The sequence below is a fragment of the Stenotrophomonas sp. FSL W7-1447 genome (assembly GCF_037966425.1).
Classification (GTDB): domain Bacteria; phylum Pseudomonadota; class Gammaproteobacteria; order Xanthomonadales; family Xanthomonadaceae; genus Stenotrophomonas; species Stenotrophomonas pavanii.
The window spans coordinates 1,311,346-1,330,421 of sequence record NZ_CP150199.1 but is presented as its reverse complement, the minus strand read 5'-3'; the positions used below and the strand labels follow the sequence as shown (position 1 = coordinate 1,330,421).

Below are 19,076 nucleotides of genomic sequence, written 5' to 3'. Positions count from 1 at the left end.
CATCAGCCCTGCCCGGCCAGTGCGCGCAGAGTGATGCCGACGATGTAGGCCAGGTAGGTGCCGGTGGCATAGCCCATCGTACCCAGCAGCACGCCCACCGGTGCCAGCGCCGGATGGAACGCGGCCGCCACCACCGGCGCCGAGGCCGGGCCACCGATGTTCGACTGCGAACCGATGGCGAAATAGAAGAACGGCACCTTCAGCAGCTTGCCCAGGCACCACAGCAGCACGATGTGCACGGCGATCCAGATCAGGCCAAGCAGGAACAGCCACGGGCGATCCAGCAGCGCCAGCAGATCCATCTGCATGCCGATGCAGGCGATCAGGAAATACAGCAGCAACGAACCCAGGCGCGATGCCCCCGCCCCTTCCAGGTTGCGTGCGCGGGTGAAACTCAGGCTCAGGCCCAGCGTGGTCGACAGCACCACCACCCACACGAACGGCGCGTCCAGGCTGAACTGCGAGGCCCAGCTGACGTTGGCCTTGAACCAGGCCGCCAGCGGCGCACCGATCGCATGTGACAGTCCGACGCCACCGAAGGCCACGGCCACGATGAGCATCAGGTCGGTCAGGCTGGGAATGCGTTCGTGCTCGGCCTGGAAGCGCGCGATGCGCTCCTTCAGTTCATCGATGGCCGAGGTATCGGCACCACTGCGTGCGTCGATCTTCGCCGCGCGCCCGGCCAGGAAGATCAGCGCCGCCATCCACACGTAGCCGACACCGACATCGACCACCGCGAACTGGCCGAAGGTGGTCGCATTGACGTCGAACACTTCGCGCATCGCCAGCATGTTGGCGCCGCCACCGATCCAGCTGCCGGCCAGCGCGGCCATGCCGGCCCAGGTGTCGCCGGCGACGGTGTCGGGATGGATCGCGCGCATCACCAGGAACGCCACCACTGCGCCCAGCATGATGCTGGCCGAGGCGCCCAGGTACATCAGCACCAGCTTCGGGCCGAGCCGCAGGATGCCCTTGATGTCCACTGCCAGGGTCAGCAGGATCAGCGCCGCCGGCAACAGGATGTCGCGCGCGATCGGGTTGTAGAGCCGGGTGTTCTGGCCGTCGATCAGGCCCACGGTGTTGTAGATGCCGGGAATCAGGTAGCACAGCAGCAGTGCCGGCACGAAGGTGTAGAAGCGCTTCCACAGGCCCTGCTCGCGCGAGGCGGTCCAGAACACGGCACCGAGCGTGGCGGCGATCAAACCGAAGACGACGATGTCATTCTGGATCAGGGCGTTCGAGGGCATGCAGGCGCTCTGGGTAGTGCCGGCCGCTGGTAGGCAATCTCGTACAGGTGGGAAGCGGCAAGCGGTTGTACCAGCGGCGGCCGGCACTACCAGAAAACAGAAGCGCCGCCCCGGAGGGCGGCGCCGCAACCCTCAGTTGCCGATGTGCTGCTTCAGCCAGGCATTGACGGTGTCATGCCACAGGATGCTGTTGTTCGGCTTCAGCACCCAGTGGTTTTCATCCGGGAAGTACAGGAACTTCGATTCGATGCCCTGGCGCTGGGCGGCGGTGAACGCGGCCAGGCCCTGCTCGACCGGGATGCGGAAGTCCTGCTGGCCGTGGATGACCAGGATCGGCTTCTTCCAGTCCGCCACGTGGTTGACCGGGTTGAACTTCTCGTAGTTCGCGGCCTTCTGGTACGGCGTGCCGCCCTGCTCCCACTCGGTGAACCACAGTTCTTCGGTGGCGTAGCCCATCATGCGCTGGTCGAACACGCCGTCGTGGTTGACCAGGCACTTGAACGGGCTGTTCCAGTTGCCGGCGATCCAGTTGACCATGAAGCCGCCGTAGCTGGCGCCCAGCGCACAGGCCTTGTCACCGTTGAGGAAGGAGTACTTCTTCAGCGCCGCATCCCAGCCCTTCTGCAGGTCTTCCAGCGGGCGGTCGCCCCAGTGCTGGCTGATCGCATCGGTGAACGCCTGGCCGTAGCCGGTGGAGCCGTGGAAGTCGATCATCACCACCGCGTAGCCCTGGCCCGCATAGGTCTGCGGGTTCCAGCGGTAGCTCCAGCCATTGCCGAAGCTGCCCTGCGGGCCGCCATGGATCAGGAACGCGACCGGGTACGACTTGCCTTCCTGGTAGTTGTGCGGCTTGACCACGTAGCCATGCACGGTGTCGTTGTTCCAGCCCTTGAACTCGAACTGTTCGTAGTCGCCGAAGCTGACGTCCTTGAGCACCTCACCGGCGGCCGGAGTCAGCGCGCGCAGTTCGCCGATGGCTTCGCCCGCGGCCGGCAGCAGGCCGACCAGCACCTGGTCGTTGCTCTTCAGGCTGTTGCGGGTGATCGCCACGCTGTTGCCGGCCACGTCGACCGCGGTCACGCGGCCATCGCCGATCAGCTTGGTGGCCTTGCCGCTGGCCACGTCGATCTGGAACAGCGGGTGTTCGCCGAGGTCATCGGCGGTGGTGTAGATGCTGGCGCCGTCAGCGGACAGGGTGATGCCACCGGCCGAACGATCCCACTGCGGCGCGATCTCGCGGGTCTTGCCGCTGGCCAGGTCCATCGCCATCAGGCCGAAGCGGTCGGCCTCGAACCCCGGGCGCTTCATCGCACGGTAGAACAGGGTCTTGCCGTCGGCGCTGAACACCGGACCGGCATCCCAGGCCGGGTTGGAAGCCGTCAGGTTGACCGGCGCCTGCTTGCCGGCGGCGTCGAAGCGGTACAGGTCGAAGTTGGTCGACCACGGCTCCTGCTTGCCGGCCACGCGGATGCTGGCCACCACGCTGGCGCCATCCGGCGACCACGCGAAGTCATCATTGCCACCGAACGGCTTGGACGGGGCGTCGCCGTCGATGGTCGCGCTCAGCGCCGAAGCGCCCTTGACCGCGCCGGCCTTGGCCGTCGGCAGCGGCGCGACGAACAGGGTGTTGCGGCGGCCGTCGTTCCAGGTGTCCCAGTGGCGCACGAACAGCGAATCGAAGACCTTGCCACTGGCCTTGGCGCCGGCCACGTCCTTCAGCTTCTTTTCGGTGCAGGCCAGGTCCGAGGCACAGGCCTGGAACACGCCGGCGCTGAACAGCACGCGGTCGTCCTGCGGCGACACGTGATAGCTGTCCACGTCGACCGGGAAGTCGGTCAGCTGGCGCGGGGTGCCGCCGCCGATCGGCTGTGCATACAACTGCTGGCTGCCGTTCTTGGCGCTGAGGAAATAGACGGTCTGGCCATCGGCCGACAGCGAAGCGGAATTGACGTTCCAGCCGGCCGGGGTGATCTGCTTCGGCGGCGCTGCGTCGCGGGTGCGCAGGTTGCGTGCGAACAGTGCGGTGGAGGCCTTCAGGTTGGCGTCCACGCTGCGCTTGGCGAACACTACGGTGCCGCCGTCAGCGGTCAGCACCGGCGCCGAGACGCGGTCCATGGCCACCATGTCGCGGACGTCCAGGCCGCGGGCAGCGGCGACGCTGGGCAGGGCGGCCAGCAGGCTCAGTGGCAGCAGGGCATGACGCAGTTTCATCGGGGTCTCCGCAGGACGGCAAAAAACCGATGGTAGGCCCGTGCGGCCGGGGCTGCCAAGGCCATCGGTCATGGCCGTGATCGAGCAGCCGCCAGAAAAGGCAAACCCCGCCGAAGCGGGGTCTGCGGTAGTGCCGGCCGCTGGCCGGCATTGCGTTGGCGTTGCCGGCCAGCGGCCGGCACTACCCTTCCCTTACGCCTTGGCGTACTTGCCGGTGCGGTAGATCAGCCAGCCGACCAGGAACAGCACGGCCAGGCCGATCCACTGTGCGCCCGGCAGGTGGAACGGCACGGCCAGCACGTCGGCGCGGCTGCTGACCACGATCGGAATCGCGATGGCGATGCCCATCAGCGCTTCGCCGGTGATCAGGCCAGCGGCGAACAGCACGCCCGGCTTGTGCACGCGGTCGCGGCCTTCTTCGTCATCGGCACGCACCTTGTGGAAGCGCTCGACCAGGTGGGCGATCAGGCCGCCGAGGAAGATCGGCACCATCAGCTCCAGCGGCAGGTAGATGCCGATGGCGGCGGCCAGCACCGGCACGCGGAAGCGGGCGTTGCGCGCCTTCAGCCAGCTGTCGAAGGCGATGATGACGGCACCGACCACGGCACCGATGCCGATGAACGTCCACGGCAGTTCACCACCGAACAGGCCCTTGGCCACCGAGGCCATCAGGTTGGCCTGCGGCGCAGCCAGCGCGTTGGGGTGCAGCTCGGACTTCACGCCGATGCCGTAGGCGGTGGCCAGCAGGTTCAGCACCGGGGCCATGATCAGCGCGCACGAGAACGCGCCGATGCCCAGCATCAGCTGCTGCTTCCACGGGGTGGCGCCAACGATGTAGCCGGCCTTGAGGTCCTGCAGGTTGTCACCACCGACGGCGGCGGCACAGCACACCACCGCGCCGATCATGATCGCGGCCACCGCACCCAGCGGCGCCCCGCCGGCACCGACCGGCTTGAGGCCATCGGCGCCCAGCAGCACCACCAGCACGGCCGAAGCGAACAGGATGGTGGAGATGGTGATGCCCGAAACCGGGTTGTTGGACGAGCCGATCAGGCCAGCCAGGTAGGCCGAGACCGAAACGAACAGGAAGCCGGCAACGATCATGATGAGGGTCATCGGGATGGACACGTGCCACTGACCGACGATGGCCTGGTACAGGGCCAGCAGCGGCAGCACGAAGACCACCAGGGCGACCAGCATCCACTTCATCGGCAGGTCGCGCTCGGTGTGCGCCAGCACCGGGCCACCGCTCTTGCGGGCGGCGGCAAAGCCGCTCTTGACGCCGTTGAGCAGCGACTTGCGCAGCGAGATCAACGTCCAGATGCCACCGATCAGCATCGCGCCGACACCCAGGTAGCGCATCTTCGCGCCCCAGATGGCGAACGCGGCCTCGGTGGACGAGGCGGCGGCGACCGACGCGGCCAGTGCCGGATCGGTGTTCATGAAGAACGCCTGGTAGATCGGAATGGCGATGTGCCAGGTCAGGATCGAGCCGGACACCACCACGATGCCGACGTTGAGGCCGACGATGTAGCCCACGCCCAGCAGTGCCGGCGACAGGTTGGTGCCGATGAAGGCGGTGACCTTGGAGCTGCCGACGTAGGCCGAGGTGGCCCAGGCATCGGGAATCAGGCGCATGCCGCTTTCCGCGGCCAGCTTGACGAAGGCACCGATCACCGCCGACAGGCCGAGGATCTTCAGGCCCGGCCCCGGGTTCTCACCGGCCTTGAGCACTTCGGCTGCCGCCTTGCCTTCCGGGAACGGCAGCGGGTCTTCGACGATCATCGAACGGCGCAGCGGCACCGAGAACAGCACGCCCAGCAGGCCGCCGAGGCCGGCGATGCCCAGCACCCACCAGTACTTGAAGTCCGGCCAGTAGCCCATGATCACCAGCGCCGGGATGGTGAAGATCACACCGGCGGCGATCGACGAACCGGCCGAGGCGCCGGTCTGCACGATGTTGTTCTCGAGGATGGAGCCACCGCCCAGCAGGCGCAGCACGCCCATGGAAATCACCGCGGCGGGAATGGCGGTGGCGATGGTCAGGCCTGCGAACAGACCGAGGTAGGCGTTTGCGGCCGACAGCACCACCGCCAGCACGATGGCCAGGGCCACTGCGCGGAAGGTGAGCTGCTTGGGCGCAGCGTCGTGGTTCATGGAAGCCCCTGCTGGCAAAAAATCCCTGCCACGCTAGCGTTCAGGGCAGATCAAGTCCAGCGTGCCAAAGGATGGGGCGGCCGCCGCAGCGCAACAGCGCGGTGCGTGGCCCCGGAATCGGCAGACCCGGCAAAGTCCGGCTGGGATCGCCGCAATTGATATGTTATATCTTAATGCTGCCCTGTCGTTGCCGCATCGCATGCCCCCTTCCTCCCCTTCCCGCCTGGCCTCCATCGACCAGCTGCGCGGCACCGTCATGTTGTTGATGCTGCTCGACCATGTGCGCGAGACCTTCTTCCTGCAGCACCAGGTGAGCGACCCGATGGACGCAGCCACGGTCTCTCCTGCGCTGTTCGCCTGCCGCCTGCTGGCCCACCTGTGCGCCCCCGTGTTCGTGCTGCTGACGGGGCTGTCGGCCTGGCTGTACGGCCAGCGCCAGGCGGATCCGCGCGGGGCCACCGCCGCGTTCCTGCTCAAGCGCGGGCTGTTCCTGGTGGTGCTGGAGCTGACCCTGGTGAATTTCGCCTGGACCTTCCAGCTGCCGCCGCAAACGCTGTACCTGCAGGTGATCTGGGCCATCGGGCTGAGCATGATCGCGCTGGCCGGCCTGCTGTGGCTGCCCCGCCCCGTCCTGCTGGCGGTTGCGGTCGCGGTGGTGGCCGGGCACAACCTGCTGGATGGTGTGCGGGTGCAGGGCAACGGCCTGCTCGCCGTGGTATGGAAGGTGCTGCATCAGCGTGACTGGATCGAGGCCGGCACGCTGCGCCTGCGCACGTCCTATCCGCTGCTGCCCTGGATCGGGGTGATTGCGCTGGGCTACCTGATGGGGCCGTGGTTCGGCCGCGAGCACGCGCCGGAGCAGCGCCAGCGCTGGCTGCTGTGGGCGGGCGTCGGCGCGCTGGCCCTGTTCGTGCTGCTGCGCTTCGCCAACGACTACGGCGATGCGCCCTGGCAGTACCAGGCCACCACGCTGCGTACCTGGCTGAGCATCTTCAACGTCACCAAGTACCCGCCGTCCTTGCAGTTCCTGCTGCTGACCCTGGGGGTGGGACTGTTGCTGCTGCGGCTGTACGAATGGCCGCCGCTGGCGCGGGCACTGCAGCCGCTGGCCGATATCGGCGCCGCGCCGATGTTCTTCTACCTGCTGCACCTGTACGTGTTGAAGGGGCTGTACCTGGCCGCGTTGGCTGCGTGGGGCCCGACCCAGGACACGCTGTATGCGCTGGATTCGATCAGCGGCCTGCTGCTGGTGGCCTGTGCGCTGGCCGTGGGGCTGTACCCGCCGACGCGGGCGTTTGCGCGGTTCAAAGCGCGAAGGCGCGATCTGCCATGGTTGCGATACCTGTGAGCGGCGGCCGCCGGGGAAGCGCGATCCCTGCATGGCGTGGATCCACCGGCGGCTGCCTGCCCAGGCGCAGAGGCCTATAATCGCGCCCTTTCCGCTGTCCCCACCGTCGATGACCGTTGCCGCCTCCGCTTCCGACGACTTCCTGGGTCATCCCAAGGGCGTCTACGTCTGTTTCTTCACCGAGATGTGGGAGCGCTTCTCCTTCTACGGCATGAAGGCGCTGCTGCTGCTGTACCTGACCAAGTACCACCTGTTCGGCGACAAGGCCGGCCTGGACCTGCTCGGTGCCTACGGTGGCCTGGTGTACTGCATCCCGGTGTTCGGCGGCATGCTGGCCGACCGCTGGCTGGGCATGCGCCGGGCGGTGCTGTTCGGCGGCATCCTGCTGGTGCTCGGCCACCTCGGCATGGCCTTCGAAGGCCATGCGGCGTACCGGGTGAACGGCGAAGTGGTGCGCGACACCTCGGCGCTGGCGGTGACCTACCTGTCGCTGGCGCTGATCATCATGGGCGTCGGCTTCCTGAAGCCGAACATCTCCACCATCGTCGGCAAGCTGTACGCCAAGGACGACCCGCGTCGTGATTCGGGCTTCTCCCTGTTCTACGCCGGCATCAACCTGGGCGCGCTGTTCTCTTCGCTGGTGTGTGGCTTCCTCGGTGAGGCTTACGGCTGGAAGTACGGTTTTGGTGCGGCCGGTATCGGCATGCTGGCCGGCCTGGCGATGTTCCTGTGGGGCCAGAAGTACCTGCAGGGCCATGCCGAACCACCGCAACCGGCGGCGCTGAAGCAGAAGGTGCTGGGCCTGCCGCGCGAATGGCTCATCTATCTGTGCGCGGTGCTCGCTGTGCTGCCGGTGGCGTGGCTGATGTGGGCCGCGGGCAACGGCGCGTTCGCGCTGGGCGGTGAAATCAGCCTGGCGCTGATGCTGATGCTGGTGGTGCTGGGCGGCGTGCTGGTCTGGTTCGCCTGGTTCACCGGCACGAAATGCACGCCGGTGCAGCGCCAGCAGATGATCGCGCTGATGGTGCTGATCTTCCTGGCGCTGGTGTTCTTCACGATGTACGAGCAGTCCTACGGCTCGTGGGTGACCTTCACCGACCGCCTGCTGACCAAGGACATCGTGCCCGCGCTGGTGATCACCGGCGGCACGCCGCTGCCGTGGTCGATCCTCTCGCTGCTGCTGGCACCGCTGGGCTTCGTGGTCAGCGCGCGCCTGTCGGAACGGCGCCCGGGTTCGGCCGCACCGCGCGCGTTCTTTGCCGCCATTGTCGTGCTGATGCTGGTGCTGCTGGTGCGCGACTGCCTGGTGATTCCGCAGACCGCCGGTTCGCTCACCTATCTCGGTGGCCTGTTCCTGGTGCTGCTGGCACCGGCCTTCGCCGCGCTGTGGACCTGGATGGACCGCCGCGGCTGGGAACCGGGCAAGCCGGTCAAGTCCGCCTGGGGCCTGGTGATCGCCGCGCTGTCGTTCGTGCCGCTGGCGCTGGCTGCTCAGCAGGTCGGCGCGACCGGCGAGATGGCCAGCGTGTGGTGGCTGGTGCTGGCCTACTTCCTGCTGGCCAGCGGCGAGATGTGCCTGTCGCCGGTCGGCCTGTCGGCAGTGACCCAGCTGGCCGTGCCGCGGGTGATGAGCCTGATGATGGGCACCTGGTTCCTGGCTACCGCGTTCTCGGAAACGCTGGCGGCCCTGTTCGGCAAGCTGGCCGCGATCGAGGTGCCGGAAGGCGAATCGCTGGACATGGTGGCTGCCGCAGGCGCCTATGCGCACCTGTTCTGGCTGCTGATGTGGATCGGCCTGGGCTGCGCGCTGGCCGCCTTCCTCGCCGCGCCGCTGCTGAAGAAGATGATGCACGGGGTGAAGTAAACCGCGCACATGTGGAAAACCAGGGCGGCGGAACGATCATCCGCCGCCCTGTCAGCTCAGGGCGCCTTGTCCTTGCCGGCCGCGGGCGCGGTCGTCGCGGTCTTGCCCCCCAGGCTGCGCGCCAGGAACGCCAGCAGCTTGTCGTAGTACTCGCTGCGATGCGCCTCGGTGTAGAAGCCGTGGCCTTCGGTCTTGTAGTACAGGCTTTCCACCGGCGTGCCGGCGCGCTTGAGCGCCGCTTCCATGCGCTCGGTATGCTGGATCGGCGCGCGCTTGTCTTCGCCACCGGCGGCCAGGAACACCGGCACCTTGATCCGTTCGGCCAGGTTCACCGGAGACACCGCGCCCAGCTTGGCCGGGTCACCCAGCCATTCGCGCAGGTAGGTCACGCCTGAGCCGCGGTCCTGGATGTCGCCGCGGGTGTACATCATCGGCAGATCGTAGACACCCACATAGCCGGCCGCGCACTGGTACAACCCGGGCTCGCGCGCGGCCCCCATCATCGCCGAGTAGGCCCCGTAGCTGGCGCCGTAGATACAGATGCGACGGCCGTCGGCGATGCCTTCGCTGATCGCCCAGCGGGTGGCATCGGTGACATCATCCTGCATCGCCGCGCCCCACTGCTGTGCACCGGCCTGGGTGTGGGCCCGGCCGTAGTTGCCCGACCCGCGGAAATTGACCTGCAGCACGGCATAACCGGCGGCGGCCAGCATCTGGGTTTCGCGGTCGTACTGGCCGGAATCGAAGACGTCGAACGGGCCACCATGCGGCATAACCACCATCGGCAGGTTGCGGCCGTTGCTGCCGGCCGGCAGGGTCAGGAAGCCGTGCAGCGGCAGACCGTCGCGGGCCTTCAATGCAATCGGCTTCACGCTGGCGCTGCTCTCGACGTCGATCCAGTCGCTGCGGCTGATCAGATGGTCGGCCTTGCGCGCGACGGTGTCGTACACGTAGAAATCGCCCGGGTTCGAGCCCGACCACGTTTCCACCAGCACGACGCGGCCGTCGCGGGTGCTGGAGGTGATGTAGACGGCGCCCCCGAGGGCGGCTTCCAGGCTGCGATACAGGCGTGCCTCCGGCGACTTCTCGTCGAAGAACCGGGTACGTGGCGTATCGCCCAGGTAGAGCGCGCCGACCGGCACATGGGTGCCAGGGCGATGGATGATGCGGTACGGATTGACCACCTCGTCGCGCAGCAGCGTGGCGCGCTCGCCGGTCTGCGGGTTCCAGCTGACGATCGCATCCGGGCCCTGGGTCTGCTCGACGTTGAGGTAGGCCACGCTGTCATCGGCCGAGAAGCCGAGGGCGGTTTCGATGCGCTTGCTGACGGCCTCGTCGTTGATCAGCTTCCAGGTGTCGCCGCTGCGTTCGCGGAAATACAGCTTGTTGACGTTGTCGCTGCCCGAGCCGTGCACGAAGCGCACTTCGCCGGCGCCATCGGTGGTGAATTCGCCGCGCCGTACCGGCGAAGACGCCACCCGCGAGCGACGCCCCGTGGTCACATCCATGCGGTCGACGCGGGTGAACGGATCCTCGGCCAGCGGCCATACGGTCACCAGCACGTTGCGCTCATCGCCCGGCAGGTCGTCGGCCAGGAAGGCGGCCACCGCTTCGACCTTCTTCGGCTGGATGCGGGTTCCCGGGCCGTTGCTCTCCACGCGGTAGCCGACCAGCAGTTCGCCGCGATTGCCGTTGGCATCGATGGCGTAGAGTTCGCCGGTGGGATTGGGCTGGTCGAGCGAGCCCCACTTCTGGGCCAGGCCGATCAGCAGGCGCTCGTTGCTGACCCAGTCGAATTCCTGCGCGTGGTTGCGGCTGGGTGGCCGGAAACTGCCGACCATCTGCTTGTCCTTCAACCGCAGCACGGCGATCGCGGTGGCGTCCTCCATCGGCACCGTCGCCGCCACATACTCGCCCCCCGGCGAAATCTTGATATCGGTGAAGCTCTCCCGACGCAGGTACTGCGTCAGGTCCACCGCCCCCACGCTGCCTGCGGCAACGCCCCCGATGACGGCCAGTGCGGCCGCCAGAATCGTCTTGTGCATCCTTCCCCTGCTCCTGTGGACACCTTGTCCTGGTGGCCGATTCTAGGCAGGGCCATGGGTTTCCCGCCAGAGCCGGAAAAGACGACGGCACCGTTGCCGGTGCCGTCGTTGCCACTACCTTGGAGAGAGAGTCAGGACGTGGGTTCGGGGGGACGTGCGCCGGGTCAGTGGACCCCGCGCACCGCCAACATGAGGGCCAGGATGCTGAGGATCACCGCGATGGTGCCGTCGAGCACGCGCCAGGTGCTGGGCTTGGTGAACAGCGGCGCCAGCAGGCGCGCGCCGAGTCCCTGCGCGGTCAGCCACAGGCAGCTGGCGGTGACCACGCCGGCGGCGAAGGCCATGCGGGCGTTGCCGAAGTTCTCGGCGATCGAGCCGATCACCATCATGTCCAGCCAGAAGTGCGGATTGATCAGCGAGAAGCCGACCGCGGCGATCAGCACCGCGCGGCGGCTGCCGTCGTCGCTGTCGGCGTCGCCCATGCCACCGCCACCGGCGATCGCACGGCGTGCCGACTTCATCGCATACCAGGCCAGGAAGGCCACGCCGGTCCACAGCACGGCGCTGGTCAGCCACGGCAGCGCCGAGGTGAGCGTGCGCAGGCCGGCCACGCTGGCGAAGATGAAGATGGCATCGATGGCCGCGCAGGTGGCGACCACCGGCACGATGTGCTTGCGCAGGATGCCCTGGCGCAGAATGAAGGCGCTCTGGGCGCCGACCACGGCGAACAGGCCGATGCCGGTAGCTGCACCAGAGAACCAGGCACCGAGGCCGGTGCTGGCGGAGATGACCGAGAACATGGGATTCACTGCCTTGTATTGCTTGGGGGGACAGTGCCTCGCGAAGGCGGACAGCACCGGAACGGGCGCCATTGTCGCGCCGCAACATGAAAAAGACGAGCTAAACTTCCTAAACCAACATTAGCGGAGCTTAATTCGATGCGCATCGATCATGCCCAGCTGCGCGCCCTGGCCGCGGTCATCCGCGAAGGCAGCTTCGACCGCGCCGCGCAGTCACTGAATGTCACGCCTTCGGCCATCTCGCAGCGGGTCAAGGCGCTGGAGGACCGGATCGGCCGCCTGCTGGTCAAGCGTGGCACCCCGGCCACCGCGACCGCCGAGGGCCAGTTGCTGGTGCAGCTGGCCGAGCAGACCGCCCTGCTGGAACACGATGCGCTGCACCGCATGGGCCTGGCCGATGAGGACCTGCCCCAGGCCAGCATCCCGGTGGCGGTGAACCACGACAGCCTGGAAACCTGGTTTCCGCAGGCCGCCTACCAGTTCGCACAGACCACCGGCACCACCCTGGACCTGCGGGTGGAAGACCAGGACCACACGGTGGAGCTGCTACGCCAGGGCACGGTGCTGGGCGCGGTGACCACGCTGGACGAGCCGGTGCAGGGCTGCCAGATCCATGCGCTGGGCAGCATCCGCTATGCAGCGACCTGCACCCCCGAATTCCGCGAACGCCACTTCGCCAAGGGCGTGACCGCGCAGGCGCTGGCACAGGCGCCGGTACTGGTGTTCAACCGCAAGGACGAAATGCAGTCGCGCTTCGCCCGGCGCATGGCCGGCGACGACCTGCCCAGCACCGCACCGACCTGGTGGATTCCGTCCACGCGCGCCTTCGTGCAGGCCAACCTGGGCGGCATGGGCTGGACGATGAATCCATTGCCGCTGGTCAAGCGGCACCTGGACGCCGGGCGACTGGTCTACGTGCGCCAGCGCGCGTGGGAAGACGTGCCGCTGTACTGGCAGCACTGGAAGGGCGACGTGCAGACCATGGCGCTGCTGACCCGCGCCGTGCTGGATGCCTCCTCGGCACTGATCCGGCGCAAGCGCTGACGCACAGCGCAAAAAGGGGACGGAGGGGATTAAGTCGCTTTAGGCCGATACGACATCCAAGGCAAATGCGACTTAATCCCCTCCGTCCCCTTTTTCCACACCGGGTCCATGGGTCATGCGGATACTGATCGGCCGATCCTCGAACGGGTCTGACTCGGGCGCTGCCTGGCCTTGCCCGACACTGTCGGCGACGGGCCGCGAAAGGTCGGATGCTGCGTTGCATCAAAAACAGACCGGTTCCGGTTAGAATCACCGCTGGATGCTGCAAGGCGTTGTTTCTTCACGCCCTTTCCCTGCCCCACGCGCATCCTGACCCCTTCCCCTCCGCCAACGATCCCGCCCCCATGAAGAAATTTGGCAAGGCTCTTCTCGCCCTGCTCGTGCTGCTGTTGCTGGCCGCCGCGCTGTTCCTGTACTGGCCGCTGACCCAGCGTTCGGTGCCCGCCGCCAGCAACGACAAGCCCGTCGATGTTGTGCTGGTCGGCGCCGGCATCATGAGCATCACTCTGGCCACCTACCTGCAGGAACTGCAGCCGGACTGGAACATCCAGGTCTACGAACGCCTCGACGGCGTCGCCGGTGAAAGCTCCGATGGCTGGAACAACGCCGGCACCGGCCACTCGGCGTTCGCCGAACTGAACTACACCCCGGAACTGCCCGACGGCAGCATCGAGACCAAGCGCGCGGTCGGCATCGCCGAATCGTTCGAGGTCTCGCGCCAGTTCTGGTCGCACCAGGTCAAGCAGGGGCGGCTGAGCCAGCCCAGCGACTTCATCAACCCGACCCCGCACATGAGCTTCGTCTGGGGTGATGACAACATCGCCTACCTGCACAAGCGCCAGCAGGCGCTGGTGAAGAACCCGCTGTTCTACGGCATGCAGTACTCCGAGGATCCGGCGCAGATCAGGCAGTGGGCCCCGCTGCTGATGGAAGGCCGCGATCCGAAGCAGAAGGTTGCCGCAACCTGGATGCCGCTGGGCACCGACGTCAACTTCGGCGTGATCACCCGCCAGCTGACCAGCGGCCTGCAGCGCAGCCCGAACTTCAGCCTGCACCTGAACCATGAAGTGACCGCGCTGCGGCAGAACGCCGACAAGAGCTGGAACGTGACGGTGAAGGACCTCAAGGCCGGCACCGAGTCCACCACCCACGCCCGCTTCGTGTTCATCGGTGCCGGTGGCGCCGCGCTGAAGCTGCTGCAGATGTCCGGCATTCCGGAGTCGAAGGACTACGCCGGCTTCCCGGTCGGTGGCCAGTTCCTTGCCTTCCAGGGCCAGGACGTGACCTCGCGCCATGGCGTGAAGGCCTACGGCATGGCCGAAACCGGTTCACCGCCGATGTCGGTGCCGCACCTGGATGCACGCAAGCTGGACGGCAAGCCGGTGGTCCTGTTCGGGCCGTTCGCGCTGTACAGCACCAAGTTCCTCAAGCATGGCTCGTGGTGGGACCTGTACTCGTCGGTGAACCACAACAACGTCGGCCCGATGCTGGAAGTGGGCAAGGACAACCTGGACCTGGTGCAGTACCTGATGGGCCAGGCGCGGTTGAACGATGCCGACCGCCAGGCCGAGCTGGTCAAGTACTTCCCCAATGCCAAGCCGGGCGACTGGAAGCTGGTCACCGCCGGCCAGCGCGTGCAGATCATCAAGCGTGATCCGCTGAAGGGCCCGGTGCTGCAGTTCGGTACCGAGATCGTGACCGACAAGGACCACACCCTTGCGGCCCTGCTCGGTGCCTCGCCGGGTGCGTCGACCTCGCCGCCGATCATGCTGGACCTGATGGCCAAGGCCTTCCCGGAGCAGATGAAGGCCGGCTGGGAAGCCCGCCTGCGCGAGATCGTGCCGTCGTACGGGCGCAAGCTCAACGACAGCGCCGCGCTGGTGAACGAGATCCGTACCCTGACCAGCCAGACCCTGCACCTGCCGTACCTGGAGGTGCCGGTGGATGCGAACGCAGCATCGCCCAGCCCGGCCGCCGCGGCACCGCCAGTGGCCCCGGCGCCGGCCAAGGAAAAGCGCAACGCCAACGAGGAACTGCAGGCGCTGTAAGCCGGCGCGTTCCCCGTGATGCAGGCAGGCGGCCACCTTCGGGTGGCCGTTTGCGTTTGTGCGGCAACGGAGTCCGACCCTGCCAGCGGCGCTGAGCGTGGCAGCGCCCCGCAATGAAGCGAATTGTAATGTTGTTGGGAATTATTTACATTTGCATCCTGCGCGGTAACCGCGCGTCTCCCGGATGAACCTGACCGTGCCCGAAGCCGCCGCCCCGGGTGCTGGACGACTGTTGCCGCCCTTCCCCGCCTCAATGCTTCGAGCCCATCATGTCCCTGACCTTCCGTAACCGCCTGCCCCGCCGTGCGCTGCTGCCGGCCGCTTTGCTTGCGTCGATGGCCCTGCTGGCCACGCCCAGCGCGTTCGCCGCCGCCGACGGCACGGCCGACGCCAAGACCCTGGACCGGGTCAGCGTGCGTGCCGAGCAGTCCGCTCCGCCGGCCAGCACCACGCGCCTGCCGATCACCCTGCAGGAAACCCCGCAGTCGGCCACCGCGATCAGCCTGCAGCGCCTGCAGGACGAATCGCTGTTCAGCATCAACGACGTGATGCGCAACGTGACCGGCGTCAGCGTGTCCTTCTATGACACCCAGCGCCCGCTGTACTACGCACGCGGCTTTGCCATCACCGACTTCCAGGTCGACGGCATTCCCACCTACAGCGGCTCGACCAATCAGGAATACGACACCGCCTTCTACGACCGCATCGAAGTGATCCGCGGTGCCAACGGCCTGCTCAGCGGCGCCGGCGTGCCATCGGCCACGGTCAACCTGCTGCGCAAGCGCCCCGGCAAGGAATTCGACGCGTCATTCTCGGTCAGTGCCGGCAGTTGGGACTACCGCCGCATGGAAGCCGACGTGACCGCACCACTGACCGATGACGGCCGCTTCCGCAGCCGCGTGGTCGCCGCCTATACCGATCGCGGGCTGTACTACGACCGCTACGACGAGAACAAGATGGCCGGCATGGCGGTGCTGGAAGGCGATGTCACCGACAGCACCACGGTCACCCTTGGCTACCAGACCCAGGACAACAACCCGACCGGCTCGACCTGGGGCACGGTGCCGTTCTTCGACAACCAGGGCAACTTCGCGCACCTGCCGCGCTCGACCAACCTGTCGCCGAAGTGGAGCTACTGGAAGCGCGAGAGCAACACCGCCTTCGCCAACCTGGAACAGCGCTTCGGCGACAACTGGCTGTTGAAGGTCAACACCGCCTACACCCGCGGCAACGTGCAGAACGTGCGCCTGTACGGCACCGGCAACCCGGACCCGGTGACCGGCGCAGGCATCTACCTGCGCGCGGCCGCCGGTGATTCCAAGGACACCCGCCGCAATGTCGATGCCTACCTGACCGGCAGCTTCCCGCTGTTCGGCCGCGACCACGACCTCACGGTCGGCGCGCAATGGTCGGACCTGGAAGGCACCACGAACACCGTGGCGCTGAACTTCCCGACCGACTGGGCCCGCTGCGGCAGCGAACGCTGCTACTACATTCCCAACGTGCACAGCTGGAACGGCGACATCTCCGAGGTGACCTACACCCGTACCGGCGCACGCCGCGTGGCCAAGACCACGCAGAGCGGCGTCTATCTGGCCACCCGCCTGCACCTGGCCGATCCGCTGTCGCTGATTGCCGGTGCGCGCCTGAGCCGATGGGAAACCCTCAGCCGGTCCTACAACGCGGCGGGCGCCTACACCGGCACCAGTGGTGCCTACAAGGTGAGCGATGAGGTCACCCCGTACGTGGGCCTGGTCTATGAGATCACCCCGAACGTGTCGGCCTATGCCAGCTACACCGAGATCTTCAATCCGCAGAACTACAAGGACCGCAACGAGAACCTGCTGGCGCCGGTGCAGGGTTCGAACTTGGAAGCGGGCATCAAGACGCAGTGGTTCGAGGGCCGCCTGACCGCCAATGCGGCGGTGTTCGAAGCCAAGCAGGACAACTACGCGGTGCGTGACATGGGGGTGCCGGAAGGCACGCTGAGCGACGGCAGCTCGGCCTACATCGGCGTCAACGGCACCAAGGCGCGCGGCTGGGAGATGGACGTCAACGGCGAGATCCTGCCGGGCTGGACGGTCAATGCCGGCTACACCCACGTCAAGGTGACCCGCGCGGCCACCGACCTGCTGTACGCCAATCCGCCCAAGGACCTGCTGCAGCTCAACACCCAGTTGCAGCTGCGCGGCGCGCTCGAGCGCCTGAGCATCGGCGGTGGCCTGCAGTGGCAGAGCAGAGTGCAGGGCTACAACATCGCCTACCCGCTCGGCGGCACGGTGACGGTGAACCAGCCGGCGTACACCCTGGTGCAGTTCAACGCCAACTACCGCATCAGCGACAACTGGACCGCGACGCTGAGCGTGCGCAACGCGCTGGACAAGACCTACTGGGCCAACCTGGACTACAACAACTACGGCGAGCCGCGCTTCGTGTCGGCCAGCCTGCGCTGGAAGTTCTGAGCGACTGGAAAGGGCCGTGCCGGCCGCTGGCCGGCTCCCCGTCCTCCCGCATCGCGTGGAGCCGGCCAGCGGCCGGCACTACCCGGATCCCTGAATGGGCCCGCCTCGCGCGGGCCCTTCCTTTTTGCTGCACTGCAGGTTGCGCCCGCCATCATAATTATGGCGTAATTATTTCACCACCCATCGGAAGCCGGTCGATGAACCCGAGCTGGGATACGTTGGAACGCAGTCGCCAGACGCGCCTGGAACGGGCCGCGCCATGGGCCCGGGGACGCAGCGTTGCCGCCAGCGACATCGGCGACCTGCTGCATGCGCTGCTGGAACCCGGCGACAAGGTCTGCCTGGAAGGCAACAACCAGAAGCAGGCCGATTTCCTCGCCCAGGCGCTGGCCGACCTCGACCCGGCGCGGGTCCATGACCTGCACATGGTGCAGTCGGTGTTGTCCCTGGCCTCGCACCTGGATGTATTCGAGCGTGGCATCGCCTCGAAACTGGACTTCTCGTTCTCCGGCCCGCAGTCCGTGCGGCTGGCCAACCTGGTGGCCGAGGGGCGCATCCAGATCGGCGCCATCCACACCTACCTGGAGCTGTTCGGCCGCTACTTCATCGACCTGACCCCGCGCGTAGCGCTGGTCGCAGCACAGGCCGCGGATCGCCACGGCAACCTGTACACCGGGCCGAATACCGAAGACACCCCGGTGATCGTCGAGGCCACGGCGTTTGGTGGCGGCATCGTCATTGCCCAGGTCAACGAGATCGTCGACACCCTCCCCCGCGTCGATATCCCCGCCGACTGGGTCAACTTCGTGGTGCAGGCGCCGCGTCCCAACCACATCGAACCGCTGTTCACCCGCGACCCGGCGCAGATCTCCGAGATCCAGGTGTTGATGGCAATGATGGCGATCAAAGGCATCTACGCCGAGTACGGCGTCAACCGCCTCAACCATGGCATCGGCTTCGACACGGCCGCCATCGAACTACTGCTGCCCACCTACGCCGAATCACTCGGGCTGAAGGGAAAGATCTGTCAGCACTGGGCGCTCAATCCACATCCGGCGCTGATTCCGGCGATCGAATCGGGCTTCGTGAAGTCGGTGCATTCCTTTGGTTCCGAACTGGGCATGGAGAAGTACATCGCCGCACGCAGCGATGTGTTCTTCACCGGTGCCGATGGCTCGATGCGCTCCAACCGCGCGTTCTCGCAGACCGCCGGCCTGTATGCCTGTGACATGTTCATCGGCTCGACGTTGCAGGTCGACCTGCAGGGCAACAGCTCCACCGCCACCCGCGACCGCATCGCCGGGTTTGGCGGCGCGCCGAACATGGGCTCGGATGCACGTGGTCGCCGCCATGCCAGCGACGCCTGGATCAAGGCCGGCCAGCAGGCCGCGCGCCCGGGCGAGATGCCGCGCGGGCGCAAGCTGGTGGTGCAGATGGTGGAGACCTTCCGCGAGCACATGGCACCGGCCTTCGTCGAACGGCTCGATGCCTGGGAACTGGCCGAGCGCGCGCAGATGCCGCTGCCGCCCGTGATGATCTATGGCGACGACGTCAGCCATGTGCTGACCGAGGAAGGCATCGCCAACCTGCTGCTGTGCCGCACCCCGGAAGAACGCGAACAGGCGATCCGGGGCGTGGCCAGCTACACCGCAGTGGGCATGGGCCGCGACCGCGCGATGGTGGAGAACCTGCGCGACCGCGGCGTGATCCGTCGTCCCGACGACCTCGGTATCTCGGTGCGCGATGCCAGCCGTGACCTGCTGGCGGCGCGGTCGGTGAAGGACCTGGTGCGCTGGTCCGGCGGCCTGTACGACCCGCCCAAGCGCTTCCGCAACTGGTAAGGGGCTGAG

Annotated in this window: 11 protein-coding genes; 6 read left to right on the top strand and 5 right to left on the bottom strand. The window is 67.0% G+C overall.

Annotated elements, in window-relative coordinates; translation table 11 throughout:
• Positions 1-2: 2 nt before the first annotated feature.
• From NSQ78_RS06195 to NSQ78_RS06185, 3 genes are all read right to left on the bottom strand, one after another.
• Positions 3-1,247, bottom strand: coding sequence for a DUF819 family protein (locus NSQ78_RS06195; protein ID WP_049465185.1), 1,245 nt, complete (start codon positions 1,245-1,247; stop codon positions 3-5).
• Between the two features lie 132 nt (positions 1,248-1,379).
• Positions 1,380-3,458 carry a S9 family peptidase gene (locus NSQ78_RS06190; RefSeq protein ID WP_339208134.1) on the bottom strand — a complete coding sequence of 693 codons (2,079 nt, stop codon included), beginning with the start codon at positions 3,456-3,458 and terminating at the stop codon, positions 1,380-1,382.
• Positions 3,459-3,650: 192 nt separating this feature from the next.
• On the bottom strand, positions 3,651-5,615 hold the full coding sequence (locus tag NSQ78_RS06185; protein ID WP_064237884.1) for an oligopeptide transporter, OPT family: 1,965 nt from the start codon (positions 5,613-5,615) through the stop codon (positions 3,651-3,653).
• Positions 5,616-5,814: 199 nt separating this feature from the next.
• Between NSQ78_RS06185 and NSQ78_RS06180 the strand changes: the two genes are divergently transcribed.
• Positions 5,815-6,963: a heparan-alpha-glucosaminide N-acetyltransferase domain-containing protein gene (locus NSQ78_RS06180; RefSeq protein WP_064239625.1), complete on the top strand. Its 1,149-nt coding sequence runs from the start codon at positions 5,815-5,817 to the stop codon at positions 6,961-6,963.
• Positions 6,964-7,072: 109 nt separating this feature from the next.
• Complete coding sequence (locus NSQ78_RS06175; protein WP_064237883.1) at positions 7,073-8,827, top strand: oligopeptide:H+ symporter; 1,755 nt, start codon at positions 7,073-7,075, stop codon at positions 8,825-8,827.
• 56 nt (positions 8,828-8,883) lie between these two features.
• Here NSQ78_RS06175 and NSQ78_RS06170 read toward each other — a convergent pair whose 3' ends face one another.
• Together NSQ78_RS06170 and NSQ78_RS06165 are read right to left on the bottom strand one after the other, a co-directional pair.
• On the bottom strand, positions 8,884-10,872 hold the full coding sequence (locus NSQ78_RS06170) for a S9 family peptidase (protein WP_064237882.1): 1,989 nt from the start codon (positions 10,870-10,872) through the stop codon (positions 8,884-8,886).
• A gap of 164 nt (positions 10,873-11,036) precedes the next feature.
• Positions 11,037-11,672, bottom strand: coding sequence for a LysE family transporter (locus tag NSQ78_RS06165; RefSeq protein ID WP_049465197.1), 636 nt, complete (start codon positions 11,670-11,672; stop codon positions 11,037-11,039).
• Between the two features lie 138 nt (positions 11,673-11,810).
• Here NSQ78_RS06165 and NSQ78_RS06160 point away from each other — a divergent pair, with 138 nt between their 5' ends.
• From NSQ78_RS06160 to mdcA, 4 genes are all read left to right on the top strand, one after another.
• Positions 11,811-12,716, top strand: coding sequence for a LysR family transcriptional regulator ArgP (locus NSQ78_RS06160; RefSeq protein WP_049416399.1), 906 nt, complete (start codon positions 11,811-11,813; stop codon positions 12,714-12,716).
• Positions 12,717-13,060: 344 nt separating this feature from the next.
• Positions 13,061-14,764, top strand: coding sequence for a malate dehydrogenase (quinone) (gene mqo, locus NSQ78_RS06155; RefSeq protein ID WP_064237881.1), 1,704 nt, complete (start codon positions 13,061-13,063; stop codon positions 14,762-14,764).
• 269 nt (positions 14,765-15,033) lie between these two features.
• Positions 15,034-17,226: a TonB-dependent siderophore receptor gene (locus tag NSQ78_RS06150; protein WP_064237880.1), complete on the top strand. Its 2,193-nt coding sequence runs from the start codon at positions 15,034-15,036 to the stop codon at positions 17,224-17,226.
• A 197-nt stretch (positions 17,227-17,423) separates the two neighbouring features.
• Positions 17,424-19,067 carry a malonate decarboxylase subunit alpha gene (gene mdcA / locus NSQ78_RS06145; RefSeq protein WP_339208130.1) on the top strand — a complete coding sequence of 548 codons (1,644 nt, stop codon included), beginning with the start codon at positions 17,424-17,426 and terminating at the stop codon, positions 19,065-19,067.
• Positions 19,068-19,076 lie beyond the last annotated feature (9 nt).